This is a genomic window from Stenotrophomonas chelatiphaga (assembly GCF_001431535.1).
Lineage (GTDB): Bacteria > Pseudomonadota > Gammaproteobacteria > Xanthomonadales > Xanthomonadaceae > Stenotrophomonas > Stenotrophomonas chelatiphaga.
In genome coordinates, this window is sequence record NZ_LDJK01000030.1 from 1 (window position 1) to 14976 (window position 14976).

Here is a 14976-nt window from a genome sequence, read left to right on the forward strand (position 1 = left end):
CGTGATCGACCGCCTGGATCCGCGCGGAAACACCACCGTCCACTAAAAAAAAGGGGACGGAGGGGATTAAGTCGCAATCGGCCAAGCTGATTACGACTTAATCCCCTCCGTCCCCTTTTTTTTAAATGAGCCGGTGCGCATGACGTTGTTGGCCCTTGATTTGAAGGCGCAGAACGCGCGGAATCGGGGCGATTCCATGGAACTGCCACTGGCAGCGGGAACAGACAATGAAGTCCATCCTGAGATCGCTGTTCTCACGTCGAAACGCCTTGTCCGACCTGGAGCGACTGGTCCTCGACGAAGCGAAAACCTGTATGAGCCTGGAAACGGCCGTGCTGTGGCAGCGCCAGGTGGACGGTATCAACGACGTCCAGCGCGCGGTGGGAGGCGGTACCGTGGCACTGCGCCGCACGGTACGGGGCCGGCCGGCAGTCGATGACGCGATCGCGTTTACGAACAGGGAGCCGGTCCTTGAAGTGGCAACAGTGGTGTTGGTGGTCGACGGCGGATTTGCGCCGATGAAGGCGCTGGTCAGCAGCTCTGGCGGGTTTCTTTCCTGCATCAGCTACGAAGGCAATGCCGCCTGGCTGGAGCAGTTGTCGCGGATGAAGCAGGCGTTTGATGTGCGCCTTGAGGCGCAGTTGAAGACCGATCCGGGAGTGGGGTGAGGGAACCCGGTTTGCCGCTTCGCTCGCCGAGCGTGGCTCGGCGCTACCCCCACCCCCAAGCGCGCGCTACCATCGGCGCATCACTCGTTGGCGGGGAAGCGCATGGCCGTAGCGTTGCTGGGAGTAAAGGAAACTGCACCAGGAGAGCGCCGTGTGGCGCTCACCCCGGAAACCGCGAAGAAACTGGCCGCGCGCGGTGCCACGGTCTGGTTCGAGGCCGGTGCGGGCACATCGGCGGGCTTCCCCGACCAAGCCTATCTGGATGCCGGCGCACTGCTGGTCGACGACAGCCGCTGGGCGGATATCGATGCGCTGCTCTGCGTGCAGTCACCCGATCCGGCGCGGCTGGCACGGTTGAAGCCCGGTGCCAGCGTGGTGGGGCTGCTGCAGCCGGCGCGCGATGCAGGGCTGGCTGCACTGGCCACGCAGCCGGGGCTGCAGCTGTTTCCGCTGCAACTGCTGCCGCGTACCACCCGCGCGCAATCGATGGATGTACTGAGTTCCCAGGCCGGCATGGCCGGTTACAAGGCCACGCTGATTGCCGCCCAACGGGCGCCGCGCTTCTTCCCGATGCTGACCACCGCTGCCGGTACGGTGCGCCCGGCCAAGGTGCTGGTGGTGGGTGCCGGCGTGGCGGGGCTGCAGGCTATTGCCACGGCACGGCGGCTCGGCGCGCAGGTGGAAGGCTTCGATGTGCGACCGGAAACCCGTGAGCAGATCCAGTCGCTGGGCGCGCGCTTCCTTGACCTGGGGGTGAGTGCGGCCGGCGAGGGCGGCTATGCGCGTGCGCTGACCCATGAAGAGCGCGCGCTGCAGCAGCAGCGGCTGGCCGACCATCTGCGTGGCGTGGATGTGGTGATCTGCACGGCGGCAGTGCCGGGGCGGACTGCGCCGGTGATCCTGAGCCAGGCGATGGTGGAAGGCATGGCGCCGGGCAGCGTGATCGTCGACCTTGCGGCGGAGAGCGGTGGCAACTGTGCGGTGACCGTGCCGGGCGACTGCATCGAGCACGCCGGGGTGGTGGTGGATGGCCCGCTGAACCTGGCCAGCCTGGGCGCGGCGCAGGCCAGCGAGATGTATGCGCGCAACGTGTTGAACTTCGTCAGCCTGTTCGTGCAGGACGGGGAAGTGCGGTTCGACTGGGACGATGAGTTGTTGGCCAAAACGCGCTGGATGGCGGGTGCCTGAGCGGCAGTGACGGCCGCTGGCCGTCAAGCCGGGAGTGCGTGGTTGACGGCCAGCGGCCGTCACTACCGGAGCAACAGCGTGACGACCAGCGGCCGTCACCTACCGAAACCGCAACAGGACGGCCAGCGGCCGTCGCTACCGGTCAGTCGCGGTTGCGCGGGGGCGGCGGGTTGTCGCGCACCCACTGCCGGCGCTGGTCGTTGGTCATCGTGCCCCAGCGTGCGCGCAGTTCATTGCGCTGTTCCGGGCTCATGCCGCGCATCTTGCCGAACAGTGCGCGGGCCTGTTCGCGCTGCTCCGGACTCATGCCATCGAAACGGCGCATGCCTTTACGCGCCTGGTCGCGCTGCTCCGGTGTCATCGATTGCCAGCGCTGGCCGTGCTGCAGCATGCGCTGGCGTTGCGCAGGTGGGGCACTGTTCCAGCGGTCGCGCAGCGGCGCGACCAGTGCATCGCGCTGGTCCGGGCTCAACTGTTCCCACGCCGGCGGCGCGGCATCCTGCGCGAATGCCGCGCCACCGGCGCTCAGCATTACCAGCAGCACAGGCAGCAGGCGGGAAGGGAGATAGGCGTTCATCAGGTCACTCCATCGCCAGGTCGGTGCTGGCCAGCCACAGGTAAAGATCGGGGTTTTCATCCAGTGCGGTGCCATCGCTTTCCAGCGCGGCCACCATCGGCGCCACCGCAGGCACCGACGAAGGGGGCGAACGCAGCTGCAGGCTGAGGCCGATGCCCAGCGCCGCTACCCCTGCGAAGGCGGTGGCCATCCACCACGCCGGGCGCCGCGGTGATGCCGCCGTGGCATGCCGCGCGCTGCGCAGGCGCGCCAAGGTGGCGGGCGACAGCGTCTGCACGGCCTGCTGGTGCAGGGCCTGCAGCTGGTCGTCGGGGGGCAGGGTGCGGCTCACGTCGGATTCTCCATCAGGGTTCTCAGCGCGTCGCGGGCACGCGCCAGGTGGGTCTTTACCGCGCCTTCGCTGCAGCCCATGGCGCGTGCGGTGGTGGCGCCGTCCAGGTCCTGCAGCACGCGCAGGGTGAAGGCTTCGCGCTGTCGCGGCGGCAGCGCGCGCAGCGCCTGCACCAGCGCATCGTACTGTTCGCGCTCGGCATGGACCTCGGCCGGGCCCGGACCCTCATCAGCCCAGTCCACCGGCTCACCGTCGCTGTCCACGTTGTCGCGCCAGAACGGCAGGCGAAAGCGGCGACGGCGCTGCAGGTCGATCACCCGCCGGCGCAGGATGCTCCAGAACAGCGGCGGCCACTCGGCGGCCGGCTTCTCCCGGTAGTCCAGCATCCGGATCAGGCTGTCCTGCACCGCATCCAGTGCATCCTCGCGATGGCGCAGGCCGGCCTCGGCGAAGCGGAACGCACGCGGTCCCACCCCGGCCAGGAACTGGTCCAGCGATGCGGGCGGTGCGTCGGCGGTCGGGGCCAGGGGGCTGCTCACCAGCACAGGGTACGGATCCTTCGTCGGGCTCACCATGGACAACGCGTGCAGGCAGCCGGCGTTGACAGCACAGCGCGCACGGTTCAGCGCGTGGTTATGATGGGGCCTACATCCAGAGCGGGAGTCGTGCCGGTGAGTGACGGATTCGTGGCGCTGTACATCTTCATGCTGGCGGCCATCGCCGGCCATGTGATCATCTCGCGGGTGCCGGTGATCCTGCATACCCCGCTGATGTCCGGTTCGAACTTCATCCACGGCATCGTGCTGATCGGCGCGATGGTAGTGCTGGGCCATGCGCAGACGCCGCTGGAAAAGATCCTCGGGTTCGTCGCGGTGGTGCTGGGCGCAGGCAATGCCGCCGGCGGCTACGTGGTCACCGCGCGCATGCTGGAAATGTTCAAGCCCAGCATCAAGCCGGCGCCCACCGATGCCGCCAAGGAGCCGCAGCCTTGAACGTCAGCACGCCTGAACTGCTGGATTGGCTGGTCAAGACCAGTTACCTCGTCGCTGCCACGCTGTTCCTGCTCGGCCTGCAGCGCATGGCCTCCCCGCTCACCGCCCGCAGCGGCATCCGCTGGGCGGGCCTGGGCATGCTGGTGGCCACCGTGGCCACTTTCTTCCTGCCTGAACTGCACAACATCCCGCTGATCCTGGTCGCGCTGGCGTTGGGCGGCGGGTTGGCGTGGTGGTCGGCCGGCAAGGTCGCCATCACCGACATGCCGCAGATGGTGGCGCTGTACAACGGCATGGGCGGTGGTTCGGCCGCAGCCATCGGTGCGGTGGAACTGCTGCGCTGGTCCGCGCTGGCCAACCGCGATACCAGTCATTGGAGCGCGCAGGCACTGGCCGACCTGGCCGCACGCCAGCCCTCGGCGATGGTGCTGACGCTGGCAGTGACCGGTGCGGCCATCGGCGCGGTGTCGCTGTCCGGTTCGGTGATCGCCTGGGCCAAGCTGGACGGCCGCCTGGACCGGCGCATCACCTGGCCAGGGCAGCAGGCGCTGAACATGATCGTCGCGGTGGCCGTGGTGGTGCTGGGCATCATCGCCGCCAGCACCCTGGCGCCGTGGTCAATCATCGCCTTCTTCGTGCTGGCGCTGGCGCTGGGCGTGCTGATGACCCTGCCGATCGGCGGGGCGGACATGCCGGTGGTGATCTCGCTGTACAACGCGTTCACCGGCCTGGCGGTGTCCTTCGAAGGCTATGTGCTGGGCAACGAGGCGCTGATCATCGCCGGCATGATGGTCGGTGCGGCCGGCATCCTGCTGACCCGGCTGATGGCCAAGGCGATGAACCGGCCGATCAGCAACGTGCTGTTCTCCAACTTCGGCGGCGGTGCAGGCGGCGAGGCGCAGGAAATCACCGGCGCGCAGAAGCCGATCGATGCCTCCGACGTGGCGGCGATGATGGCCTTCGCCGAACGCGTGGTGATCGTGCCGGGTTACGGCATGGCCGTGGCGCAGGCGCAGCACAAGATCTGGGAGCTGGCGCAGCGGCTGATCGCGCGCGGGGTGAAGGTCAAGTTCGCCATCCATCCGGTGGCCGGTCGCATGCCCGGGCACATGAACGTGCTGCTGGCCGAAGCGGGGGTGCCGTACGACCTGATCGCCGACATGGACGACATCAATCCCGAGTTCCCCAGCACCGACGTGGTGCTGGTGATCGGGGCCAACGACGTGGTCAATCCGGTGGCCCGCACCGATCCGGCCAGCGTGATCTACGGCATGCCGATCCTGGACGTGGTCAATGCGCGCAACGTGGTGGTGATCAAGCGCGGGCGCGGGACCGGCTTTGCGGGGATTGAGAATGCGCTGTTCTATGCGGACAACACCCGCATGCTGTACGGCGATGGAGCGGCCGCGGCGGGTTCGCTGGTGAGTGAACTGAAAGGGCTGGATGGGGGGCACTGAAGCCTCCCGCCGCAACGGCATGACGGCCAGCGGCCGTCACTACCGGGGGCAACAGCGTGACGACCAACGGTCGTCACCCACCCGGACAACGGTCACCCACCGGACAACGGTCACCCACCGGACAACGGTCGTCACCCACCGGAGCCATACCCCGGGTTCGCGTCAGACGCGCTTCTGCCAGCCCAGCCAGGTGGCGAACACCAGCGCCACCGGCAGCCACAGCCAGTCGGCGGTGACGTTGGCCAGCCCCACCAGCGTCCACGCCAGGTGCGGGCCCATGCGCAGCGCGGACTCCCAGGGCGTCAGCCCCATCGACCCGCCCAGCCAGGCGCTGGCGATGCTCCACCAGGCCAGCGCGGTCACCAGCAGCGTGCCGCCGGCTACCAGCAACGCGCGCAGCACGCCGCCGCGCAGGGTGCCCAGGCGCAGCATGAACAGCAGTTCCAGCGCCACCACGACTGCCATCCAGCCCAACTGGCGGCCGGTCATCAATGCGAAGAACACCCAGGCCAGCAGGGCCGTGCCGGCGCCGATCAGGTACATCACGGGCCAGAGCCAGGACACGGTCCTGGTGCGTACAGCAGGAGAGGGCATGCGGATTTCCCTTTGGATGCCAACAGGATACTGGGTTTGCCGCAGTGCACGGGCGGGCGCCGGGCCGCTGGGCTAAAATGTCGCCTTGCGCGGCGCGTCCGCAGCCCCCAGATCGAGCCTCATGTACTCCCGTAGCAGTGAACCAGTCCACTTCGAACGCGACTGCGAGGCCGTCATGGTCCCGCAGGGCGAAACGGTGACCCTGCCCGCCGGCAGCTATGGCTACATCACCCAGGCGCTGGGTGGCAGCTATACGGTGTTCGTCGAAGGCAACCTTTTCCGCATCGCGGGGCGGGATGGCGATGCCATCGGCAAGGAGGCCCCGGCGCCGCTGGAGCTGGCCGACGACGCCAGCGACGAGCAGGTCGAACAGCTGGTGTGGCAGCAGCTGCGCACCTGCTTCGACCCGGAGATCCCGTTCAACATCGTCGATCTGGGCCTGGTCTATGAAGTGGACCTCAAGCACCTGGACGACGGCCGTCGCGAGGTGGACGTCAAGATGACCCTGACCGCGCCTGGCTGCGGGATGGGCGACATCCTGGTCGATGACGTGCGCAGCAAGCTGGAAATCATCCCCACCGTGGCCCAGGCCGACGTGGAACTGGTGTTCGACCCACCGTGGGGCCGCCACATGATGTCCGAGTCGGCGCGGCTGGAAACCGGCATGCTCTGACCCGACCGTACGCCGCCCGCGTGGTGGAATCCCGGTAACAACCGCAACCAGAACAGGAAACATCCGGTGTCCCAGTCCAACATCAGCTTCGACGTCACCCGCTCGGCCCATCCGCGCAGCGCCGATGAGCGCGCCGCCATCCTGGAAAAGCCGGGCTTCGGCCTGCACTTCACCGACCACATGGTGGAAGTGCGCTGGGACAAGGACACCGGCTGGCACAACGCCAACGTGCGCCCCTACGGTCCGCTGCTGCTCGATCCGGCCGCCGCGGTGCTGCATTACGGCCAGGAAATCTTCGAGGGCATCAAGGCCTACCGCCACGCCGACGGGTCGGTGTGGACCTTCCGCCCGGATGCCAACGGCCGTCGCCTGCAGCGTTCGGCGCAGCGCCTGGCGCTGCCGGAACTGCCGGTGGACATCTTCGTTGAATCGTTGAAGCAGCTGGTCGCGCTGGACAAGGACTGGGTGCCGTCGGCCGACGAATCCAGCCTGTACTTCCGTCCGTTCATGATCGGCGATGAAGCCTTCCTCGGCGTGCGTGGCGCGCACAAGGCCGGTTACTACGTGATCGCCAGCCCGGCCGGCCCGTACTTCGCCAAGGGCGTGGCGCCGGTGTCGATCTGGCTGTCCACTGAATACGCGCGCGCAGCCAAGGGCGGCACCGGTGCGGCCAAGTGCGGCGGCAACTATGCGGCTTCGCTGCTGCCGCAGCAGAAGGCGCAGGCGCAGGGCTGCTCGCAGGTGCTGTTCCTGGACCCCACCGAAGGCAAGTACCTGGAAGAGCTGGGCGGCATGAACGTCTTCCTGGTCTACAAGGACGGCACGCTGGTGACCCCGCAGCTGTCGGGCAGCATCCTGGAAGGCATCACCCGCGAAAGCATCCTGCAGCTGGCCCGCGACCGTGGCATGAAGGTGGAAGAGCGCAAGGTCAGCATCGACGAGTGGAAGCAGGGCGTGGCCTCCGGTGAGATCACCGAAGTGTTCGCCTGCGGTACCGCCGCGGTGGTGACCCCGATCGGCCAGCTGAAGGGCGAAGGCTTCGAAGTCGGCGACATCAATGCGCCGGCCGGTGAAGTGACCCTGTCGTTGCGCAAGGAACTGACCGACATCCAGTACGGTCGCCTGCCGGACCGCCATGGCTGGCTGGTCAAGCTGGGTTGATCGGCTGACGGTGTGCCGCCGGGCCCCGTTCGGCGGAAGCCCCCAGAAAGCCCGTCCCCGTGACGGGCTTTTTTAGTGCCTGGCCGATGTCGGCACAGTCATGCCAGGACAGGCCAAGGACAGCCGAAGACCGTTAAAGGCGTGTGAAAGTTCCTTCACCTTTACAAATTTTTGACACCAGAAGTCTCACTTCCGACATTTCATGTCCCTGAAGTGGGGCTGATACGTTGTCGTTTTCGGCTCGAACCGACTAGCTTCGGTCCTGTGGACAGCGCACGGGGGACTGTCCGCCCCGGTCACCGATTCCTGCCAATGCAGCGCAGCCTGCGAATCGCGACCGGCGCCATCTGCCGAATCCGGCATCCATGCCAGAACCCAGAAAAGGAAATCCGATGTCCCAGGTTTCGCAACCGCGTTTGCGTCAGCGTGCATTGGTCGTCATGGGGGGCTCCGTGCTCACCTCGTTGCTGCTGGTGGCCCCGGCTTTCGCCGGCGATGTCCACCTCAGCGGCCTGTCGTCAGCGCCGACCCACAAGCAGTTCATCGTCAAATTCCGCGACAACAGCCCGCCGCTGGCCACCCCGACCGCGCTGGCGAGCTCGCTCAAGACCGCTGCATCGGGCCTCTCGGCTGCGCAGGGACGCGCGCTGGGCCTGCAGCAGGTGCGCCGGCTGGCGCTGGGCCCGACCGTGGTCCGCGCCGACCAGGCGCTGGATGCCGCGCAGGCCGAACTGCTGATGCGCAAGCTCGCCGCCGACCCGAACGTGGAATACGTGGAGGTCGACCAGATCATGCGACCGACCCTGGTGCCCAACGACGCCCGCCTGGGCGAACAGTGGGGCTTCGGCACGTCCAATGCGTCCATCAACGTGCGTCCGGCCTGGGACAAGTCGACCGGCACCGGCGTGGTGGTGGCGGTCATCGATACCGGCATCACCAGCCATCCGGACCTGAACGCGAACATCCTGCCCGGCTATGACTTCATCAGCGACGCGGCCATGGCGCGCGATGGCGGTGGCCGCGACAACAATCCCAACGATGAGGGCGACTGGTACGCAGCCAACGAATGTGGCGCGGGTTATCCGGCGTCCAACTCCAGCTGGCATGGCACCCACGTCGCCGGCACCGTCGCCGCAGTGACCAACAACAGCACCGGCGTGGCCGGCACGGCCTACAACGCCAAGGTGGTGCCGGTGCGCGTGCTCGGCAAGTGCGGCGGCTACACCTCCGACATCGCCGATGCGATCGTCTGGGCCTCCGGCGGCACCGTCAGCGGCGTGCCGGCCAATGCCAACCCGGCCGAAGTGATCAACATGTCACTCGGCGGGGGGGGCAGCTGCTCGGCCACCTACCAGAACGCGATCAACGGCGCGGTGGGACGCGGCACCACCGTGGTGGTGGCGGCCGGCAATGAAGCCAGCAACGTCTCCACGTCGGTCCCGGCCAACTGCGCCAACGTGATCGCGGTGGCTGCAACCACCAACACCGGCGCGAAGGCCAGCTTCTCCAACTTCGGTGCCGGCATCGACATCTCCGCACCGGGCCAGGCCATCCTGTCCACCCTCAACACCGGCACCACCGTGCCGGGCTCGGCAACCTACGCGTCCTACAACGGCACCTCGATGGCGGCCCCGCACGTGGCCGGCGTGGTCGCGCTGATGCAGTCGGTGGCGCCCACCCCGCTGACCCCGGCGCAGGTGGAAACCATCATCAAGAACACCGCGCGCGCGCTGCCGGGTGCCTGCTCCGGTGGCTGCGGCGCGGGCATCGTCAACGCCGATGCGGCGGTGGTGGCTGCGCAGGGCGGTGGCGGTGGCAACCCGGATCCGGGCACCGGCACGGTGCTGCAGAACAACGTGGCAGTGAGCGGACTCGGGGCGGCATCCGGTGCGGCGCTGAGCTACACCGTCAGCGTGCCCAGCGGGGCTACCCAGCTGCGCGTGGCGATCAGCGGCGGCAGTGGGGATGCCGACCTGTACCTGCGTCAGGGCAGCGCGCCGACCGACACGACGTACACCTGCCGTCCCTACCTGAGCGGCAACAACGAGACCTGCACGATCAGCAACCCGGCTGCGGGGACCTGGCACGTGCGGATCAAGGCCTACAGCACGTTCTCCGGATTGACCGTGCGCGCGCAGTACTGACGAAACCCGTTCCAGCGTGTCTCCCGACGCCCCGGCCCTGCCGGGGCGTCGTCGTAATCGGCTTGATGGCCGTCGCCGGGGGCGACGAAGATGCGCGCTGCGTCCAGGCTCCTCTGTGAACCATCGCTGCAGATGAGGTGATAGGGGCGTCTCTGGCTGCCGTTCGTGTTGAAGGAAAAGCAAGGTATCCATGGGAGGATGGCCTGCAATACCCGCATGGTCCGGCTCCTGCCGAGGAAGACCTATGACCATGCGAGAAAAGCAATGTTCCGATACCGCGCATCGCGTTGCGTTTGCAGCCTTTCTGCTGGCCGCGTCTGCGACCATGGTGAGCGCCTCGGCGGGGGAGTTGCCTGGCGACGCCGACATTCCCGATGATCCGCAATACGCACAGCAATGGGCACTGGGCGACGAGCCGACCGGAATACATGCCAGGGCTGCCTGGCAGAAGGTTGCTGGTGCAGGCACGATCGTTGCCATACTCGGGCCTGGCATCACGCTGCACCCGGAGATGGCAGGGCAAGTACTGCCGGGATTCGATTTCATCACCGACCCGCAGCGTGCCCGTGATGGGGACGGCCGGGATCGCGACCCCAGCGATTCCGGTGATTGGCAGGCGCCTTACGCGTGCGATCTCCAGCCGCAGGAGCGTCCCTCACGGTGGGATGGAACGCGCGCGGCAGGCGTCATCGCGGCGCTCACCGACAATGCCAGAGGGATTGCGGGTGTGGCCCATGGTGCCAGGGTTGTCCCCGTGCGCGTCCGCGGCGCGTGTGGTGTTTCCGATACGGACCTGGCCGATGCCGTTCGCTGGGCCGGCGGGGACCATGTGGACGGGGTGCCACGCAATACAAACCCGGCAAGGGTCATGCTGGTGGAGGCCGGCGGAGAGGGGGATTGTCCGGCGCTCGTCGAAGCGGCCATCGCCATCGTCCGGGAGAGAGGCGCCAGCGTGGTGGTCGCAGCGGGCGACCAGGGCGGCGAGGCCGCGGCGACGTATCCGGGGAACTGTCATGGTGTCATCACTGTTGGTGCTCACGATCTTGAGGGTCACATCCCGGACTTCTCCAATCACGGGACTGCGGTGGCGCTGACTGCACCCGGCCTCTCGATCCTGTCGTTGGCCAACAGCGGTCCAAAGGAACCGTCGTGGCCGATCTATTCCACGTCGAACGGCACCTTCATGGCTGCAGCACACGTGGCAGGCGTGATTGCGCTGATGCAGTCGGCAGCGTCTGTTCCCCTGATGCCGGACCAGGTAAGGAACGTCCTGCAGGCCAGTGCGCGACCATTGCCCTTTCCCTGTACACAGGGCTGCGGTGCCGGTGGAGTGGATGCCGGTGCTGCGGTAAGCGTAGTTTCCCCATGACGGGACATATCGCGACCCTATCGGAGTACTGACCGATCTCGGCGGATTTTCATTGAGCGTTGGCTGTCGATGACGACGGCTCACGCCACGCGCCCACCTGCGCGAAGAAGGCAGTGCACTGGAGCGTGGCGAAGCGCGATGCGGCGGCACTGGATCGTGCTGGATCCCGGCTGCGCATCGACACCGGTGGTTCGCATCCTGAAGCCGACGCCGGATCCCGACGATCCCCGGTTGAACGAACGGTGGCGCTTCTCCGCCAGTGCCGCATTACGGGCGGTGCGCTGCAGTCGGGCGTTACGACGACTCCATTAACGGAGACTGCGTCGGCGCGGCTGCGGCTTTTCCCGATGATCGGCGGCGTCGCAGCAGCGCAGCATGAGCGTGCCGGTTACGCCGTGGCGGTGCCGAATGCTGCTCATCGCGTCGCCAGTGACAGTGCCTGCTGCGGCTTTTTCCTTCTCCGTAGTGACAGGTGCCGTCCCACTGCGAGGAGTCAGCAACCATGTCCACCCATTACCGTGTGATCCCCCGGTCCCATCCCGTCGCTGCAGCCGTTGCCCTCGTGGTGGCAGGTCTTTGCGCGAGCCCGCTTTCCCATGCCGGTAGCGTGGATCTGCAAGGGCTGGCCGGCAACACCGCGCATCAGCAGTTCATCGTCGCCTACCGGCCGGGCAGTGCACCGGCATCGTCACTGGCAGGCGCGGCGCGAAGCTTGCAGCGGGCGGCGGATGCGCTTCCCCGCAAAGGCGGCAGGGCGGTGCAGGTCCGCGCACTGCGCCGCATGGCGATCGGCAGCACGGTCGTGCGTACCAGCGTTCCCCTGGATGCCGCCGAGGCCGAACAGCTGCTCCGCGCGCTGGCACTGCAGCAAGACGTGGACGCCGTGCAGGTGGATGCCATCCTGCGGCCTTCATGGGATCCCGATGATCCGCGGCTGGCCGAGCAATGGGCCTTCGGCGCCAGCAACGCCTCGCTGGGTATCCGCCCTGCCTGGGACATCGCCCGTGGCAAAGGCGTGGTGGTGGCGGTCATCGACACGGGCATCACCGGCCATCCCGACCTCGACGCCAACATCCTCCCGGGCTACGACTTCATCAGCGATCCGGCGATGTCCCGCGATGGCGATGGGCGCGATGGCGATGCTACCGATGCCGGCGATTGGTACCCTCCCGGCGAATGCAATTCCGCTGGCGGTTCGCGTTCGAGCTGGCACGGCACGCATGTGGCCGGCACCGTTGCAGCATCGACCCACAACGGCATCGGCGTGGCCGGCACTGCGTTCAATGCCAAGGTGGTGCCAGTGCGCGTACTGGGCCGCTGTGGCGGTTTCCAGTCGGACATCGCCGATGGCATCGTCTGGGCCGCAGGCGGGCGGGTGCCAGGGGTGGCGGACAACCCGCATCCAGCGCAGGTGGTCAATCTTTCACTGGGTGGCTTCGGCACCTGCGACCGGGCCAGCCAGGCCGCGGTGGATACGGCCATTGCCCATGGTGCGTCGGTGGTCGTGGCGGCGGGCAATTCCAACGACGACGTAGCGCGTTACCGTCCGGCGAACTGTCGCGGCGTGATCGCCGTGGCGGCCACCAACGCCGCAGGCAGCCGCGCATCCTTCTCCAACTACGGTGCGCGCATCACCGTGGCCGCGCCGGGCGAAAGCATCCTGTCCACCTTGAATGATGGGCAGCACGGCCCGGCACAACCCAGCTATGCCGCTTACAGCGGCACCTCGATGGCGGCCCCGCACGTGGCGGGCGTGGTCGCGCTGATGCAATCAGTGGCGCCCAAGCCGTTGCTGCCCGCGCAGGTGGACGCCTTGCTGCGAAGTGCCGCACGGCCCTTGCCCGGTACCTGTACCGGCGGCTGCGGCGCCGGGCTGGTCGACGCTGCCGTCGTCGTCGCCAAGGCGGCCGCCGGCGATACCGGTCCGGATCCAGACCCCGATCCGGACCCCGATCCCTCGGACCTGGAAAACGACGTACCGGTCAGGGGACTGAGCGGCACTGCCGGGAGCGAGCGCTGGTACACCTTCAACGTGCCGGCGGGCAGCAACATGCTGGTGGTGCAGATCGGCGAAGGATCCGGTGACGTTGACCTGTACACCCGCCACGCGCTCCGGCCCACCGACACCGAATACAACTGCCGTCCCCAGGGCACCGGCAACAGCAAGACCTGCGTGCGTGTCTGGCCAGGCTCTGGAACCTGGCACATACGGATCAAGGCGATCACCGATTACAGCGGACTGATGGTCAAGGCCAAGGCCGAGTAGCGCAGCGCCCCAACATCCTCGCCGTCGGACCGGGCTGAAGAGATTTCCTCCGTGCCTGCGCGATGTGTGGGAGGGAGCAGGTGGGTAAATGGCCGATATCTGCCGTAGCTGGACAAGCACACGATCGACTGGCCACAAAACCAGAGGAGACTCCAGATGAAAATGTCCTGCCAGAAAACGTTCCTGTCACCTGCCATTGCCTGCGTGCTGGTGGCGATGTACAGCGCACCGGCCCATGCCGGCGACGTAGATCTTTCCGGCTTGGTACAGTCGGACACCCATCAGCAGTTCATCGTCCACCTGCGTGAAGGGAGCGCGCTGGGCGAGGATGAAGGCGCGATGCAGGCGGCACTGGTCCGTGCCGGATCCGGTCTGCGCATGGCAACCGGCGGCATGCAGGTGCTGCGCCAGATGGCCACCGGGCCGATGGTGGTGCGCGCGGGAAAAGCGCTGGACCGCGCGCAGGCCGGTGCCTGGATGGCGGCCATGGCGAGTGATCCCGACGTGGACCACGTGCAGGTGGATCGCATCCTGAAGCCGGCGCTGGATCCCGACGATCCGCGCTTGAACGAACAGTGGGGCTTCTCCAGCAGCGCCGCATCACTCAACGTGCGGTCGGCCTGGGACAAGGCCACCGGCGCCGGGCAGGTGGTGGCGATCATCGACACCGGCCGTACCCGTCATCCGGAGCTGGATGCCAACACGCTTCCGGGTTACGACTTCATCAGCAACGGCAGCATGGCCGGCGACGGCAATGGTCGGGATGACAACCCGGATGACGTCGGCGACAGCCAGTGGGGCCGACCCTCCAGCTGGCATGGCACCCACGTGGCCGGTACCGTTGCCGCAGCCACGAATAATGGGCAGGGGGTCGCCGGAACGGCCTTCAACGCCAAACTGGTGCATGTCCGCGTCCTCGGCAAGGGCGGCGGTTACACCTCTGACATCGCCGACGGCATGGTGTGGGCCGCGGGTGGCACCGTCAGGGGCATTCCGCGCAATGCAAATCCCGCCAAAGTGCTGAACCTGTCGCTGGGCGGGCAGGGAGCCTGCGATCGCGCATCACAGGCCGCCGTGGACGGCGCGATCCGCAACGGTGCAACGGTGGTTGTCGCAGCGGGAAACAGCAACGCGGACGTGTCGCGGTTCAATCCGGCCAACTGCCGTGGGGTGGTGGCGGTGGCGGCCACGACCTCACGCGGTGCGCGCGCGGGGTTTTCCAACTATGGCAGGGGAATCACCCTGGCGGCGCCGGGTGAGAACATCCTTTCCACCTTGAACAGTGGACGCACCTCGCCGGGTGCGCCTGCCTATGCCGCCTACAACGGCACCTCGATGGCGGCCCCGCACGTCGCCGGCGTAGTGGCGCTGATGCAGTCGGCCGCTGACGGCAAGCTGACCCCTGGACAGGTGGTCGACATCCTCAAGACCACAGCACGACCGCTGCCGGGGGACTGCCGTCAAGGCTGTGGTGCCGGTATCGCCAACGCGGATGGCGCCGTAGACAAAGCGATGGAAGTCGCAGGCCAGTAACGCATTGCCTGCATTGCAGGCAA

At 67.2% G+C, this 14976-nt stretch carries 13 protein-coding genes and 1 pseudogene; 10 read left to right on the plus strand and 4 right to left on the minus strand.

Features of this window, described 5'->3' with window-relative positions:
- Nucleotides 1-227 precede the first annotated feature (227 nt).
- Nucleotides 228-668: a hypothetical protein gene (locus tag ABB28_RS07875; RefSeq protein ID WP_152983423.1), complete on the plus strand. Its 441-nt coding sequence runs from the start codon at nucleotides 228-230 to the stop codon at nucleotides 666-668.
- A 102-nt stretch (nucleotides 669-770) separates the two neighbouring features.
- Nucleotides 771-1856 (plus strand): NAD(P) transhydrogenase subunit alpha, encoded by a 1086-nt coding sequence (locus ABB28_RS07880; RefSeq protein WP_057508110.1) that lies wholly within the window; start codon nucleotides 771-773, stop codon nucleotides 1854-1856.
- A gap of 142 nt (nucleotides 1857-1998) precedes the next feature.
- Here the strand turns inward: ABB28_RS07880 and ABB28_RS07885 are convergent, their stop codons facing one another.
- Genes ABB28_RS07885 through ABB28_RS07895 form a run of 3 tightly spaced genes read right to left on the minus strand, consistent with a single transcriptional unit; the run spans nucleotide 1999 to nucleotide 3339 of the window.
- On the minus strand, nucleotides 1999-2388 hold the full coding sequence (locus tag ABB28_RS07885; protein ID WP_245625311.1) for a DUF3106 domain-containing protein: 390 nt from the start codon (nucleotides 2386-2388) through the stop codon (nucleotides 1999-2001).
- Nucleotides 2389-2437: 49 nt separating this feature from the next.
- Nucleotides 2438-2764: a hypothetical protein gene (locus ABB28_RS07890; protein ID WP_057508112.1), complete on the minus strand. Its 327-nt coding sequence runs from the start codon at nucleotides 2762-2764 to the stop codon at nucleotides 2438-2440.
- Nucleotides 2761-3339 carry an RNA polymerase sigma factor gene (locus tag ABB28_RS07895; protein WP_083491970.1) on the minus strand — a complete coding sequence of 193 codons (579 nt, stop codon included), beginning with the start codon at nucleotides 3337-3339 and terminating at the stop codon, nucleotides 2761-2763. Before ABB28_RS07895 ends, ABB28_RS07890 begins: the two co-directional genes overlap by 4 nt.
- Nucleotides 3340-3435: 96 nt before the next feature.
- Here ABB28_RS07895 and ABB28_RS07900 point away from each other — a divergent pair, with 96 nt between their 5' ends.
- Both ABB28_RS07900 and ABB28_RS07905 read left to right on the plus strand, forming a co-directional pair.
- The gene (locus ABB28_RS07900) at nucleotides 3436-3756 is read left to right on the plus strand and encodes an NAD(P) transhydrogenase subunit alpha part 2 (protein WP_057508133.1); all 321 of its coding nucleotides are present in this window, start codon (nucleotides 3436-3438) and stop codon (nucleotides 3754-3756) included.
- A complete protein-coding gene (locus tag ABB28_RS07905; RefSeq protein ID WP_057508114.1) occupies nucleotides 3753-5213 on the plus strand; it encodes an NAD(P)(+) transhydrogenase (Re/Si-specific) subunit beta in 1461 nt (486 codons plus the stop codon). Before ABB28_RS07900 ends, ABB28_RS07905 begins: the two co-directional genes overlap by 4 nt.
- A 162-nt stretch (nucleotides 5214-5375) precedes the next feature.
- On the opposite strand, the gene ABB28_RS07910 is transcribed toward ABB28_RS07905, so the two are convergent.
- On the minus strand, nucleotides 5376-5807 hold the full coding sequence (locus ABB28_RS07910; RefSeq protein ID WP_057508115.1) for a hypothetical protein: 432 nt from the start codon (nucleotides 5805-5807) through the stop codon (nucleotides 5376-5378).
- Between the two features lie 121 nt (nucleotides 5808-5928).
- Between ABB28_RS07910 and sufT the strand changes: the two genes are divergently transcribed.
- The 6 genes and pseudogenes from sufT to ABB28_RS07940 all read left to right on the plus strand — a co-directional run.
- Complete coding sequence (gene sufT, locus ABB28_RS07915; RefSeq protein ID WP_057508116.1) at nucleotides 5929-6480, plus strand: putative Fe-S cluster assembly protein SufT; 552 nt, start codon at nucleotides 5929-5931, stop codon at nucleotides 6478-6480.
- 66 nt (nucleotides 6481-6546) lie between these two features.
- Nucleotides 6547-7641 (plus strand): branched-chain amino acid aminotransferase, encoded by a 1095-nt coding sequence (locus ABB28_RS07920; RefSeq protein ID WP_042613067.1) that lies wholly within the window; start codon nucleotides 6547-6549, stop codon nucleotides 7639-7641.
- A gap of 392 nt (nucleotides 7642-8033) precedes the next feature.
- The gene (locus ABB28_RS07925; protein WP_057508117.1) at nucleotides 8034-9785 is read left to right on the plus strand and encodes a S8 family peptidase; all 1752 of its coding nucleotides are present in this window, start codon (nucleotides 8034-8036) and stop codon (nucleotides 9783-9785) included.
- A gap of 244 nt (nucleotides 9786-10029) precedes the next feature.
- A complete protein-coding gene (locus ABB28_RS07930) occupies nucleotides 10030-11154 on the plus strand; it encodes a S8 family serine peptidase (protein ID WP_057508118.1) in 1125 nt (374 codons plus the stop codon).
- Nucleotides 11155-11656: 502 nt separating this feature from the next.
- Nucleotides 11657-13420 (plus strand): S8 family peptidase, encoded by a 1764-nt coding sequence (locus tag ABB28_RS07935; RefSeq protein WP_057508119.1) that lies wholly within the window; start codon nucleotides 11657-11659, stop codon nucleotides 13418-13420.
- A 156-nt stretch (nucleotides 13421-13576) separates the two neighbouring features.
- A pseudogene (locus ABB28_RS07940) lies at nucleotides 13577-14947 on the plus strand (S8 family peptidase); the annotation flags it as partial.
- Nucleotides 14948-14976: the final 29 nt, after the last annotated feature.

Excerpts from the sequence above, each read along its gene's own strand:
- ABB28_RS07875 (WP_152983423.1), top strand. The coding sequence starts at position 228 with ATGAAGTCCATCCTGAGATCGCTGTTCTCACGTCGAAACGCCTTGTCC.
- ABB28_RS07930 (WP_057508118.1), top strand. The coding sequence starts at position 10,030 with ATGACCATGCGAGAAAAGCAATGTTCCGATACCGCGCATCGCGTTGCG.
- ABB28_RS07885 (WP_245625311.1), bottom strand. The coding sequence starts at position 2,388 with ATGCTGAGCGCCGGTGGCGCGGCATTCGCGCAGGATGCCGCGCCGCCG.
- ABB28_RS07910 (WP_057508115.1), bottom strand. The coding sequence starts at position 5,807 with ATGCCCTCTCCTGCTGTACGCACCAGGACCGTGTCCTGGCTCTGGCCC.
- ABB28_RS07925 (WP_057508117.1), top strand. The coding sequence starts at position 8,034 with ATGTCCCAGGTTTCGCAACCGCGTTTGCGTCAGCGTGCATTGGTCGTC.
- ABB28_RS07895 (WP_083491970.1), bottom strand. The coding sequence starts at position 3,339 with ATGGTGAGCCCGACGAAGGATCCGTACCCTGTGCTGGTGAGCAGCCCC.
- sufT (WP_057508116.1), top strand. The coding sequence starts at position 5,929 with ATGTACTCCCGTAGCAGTGAACCAGTCCACTTCGAACGCGACTGCGAG.
- ABB28_RS07880 (WP_057508110.1), top strand. The coding sequence starts at position 771 with ATGGCCGTAGCGTTGCTGGGAGTAAAGGAAACTGCACCAGGAGAGCGC.
- ABB28_RS07935 (WP_057508119.1), top strand. The coding sequence starts at position 11,657 with ATGTCCACCCATTACCGTGTGATCCCCCGGTCCCATCCCGTCGCTGCA.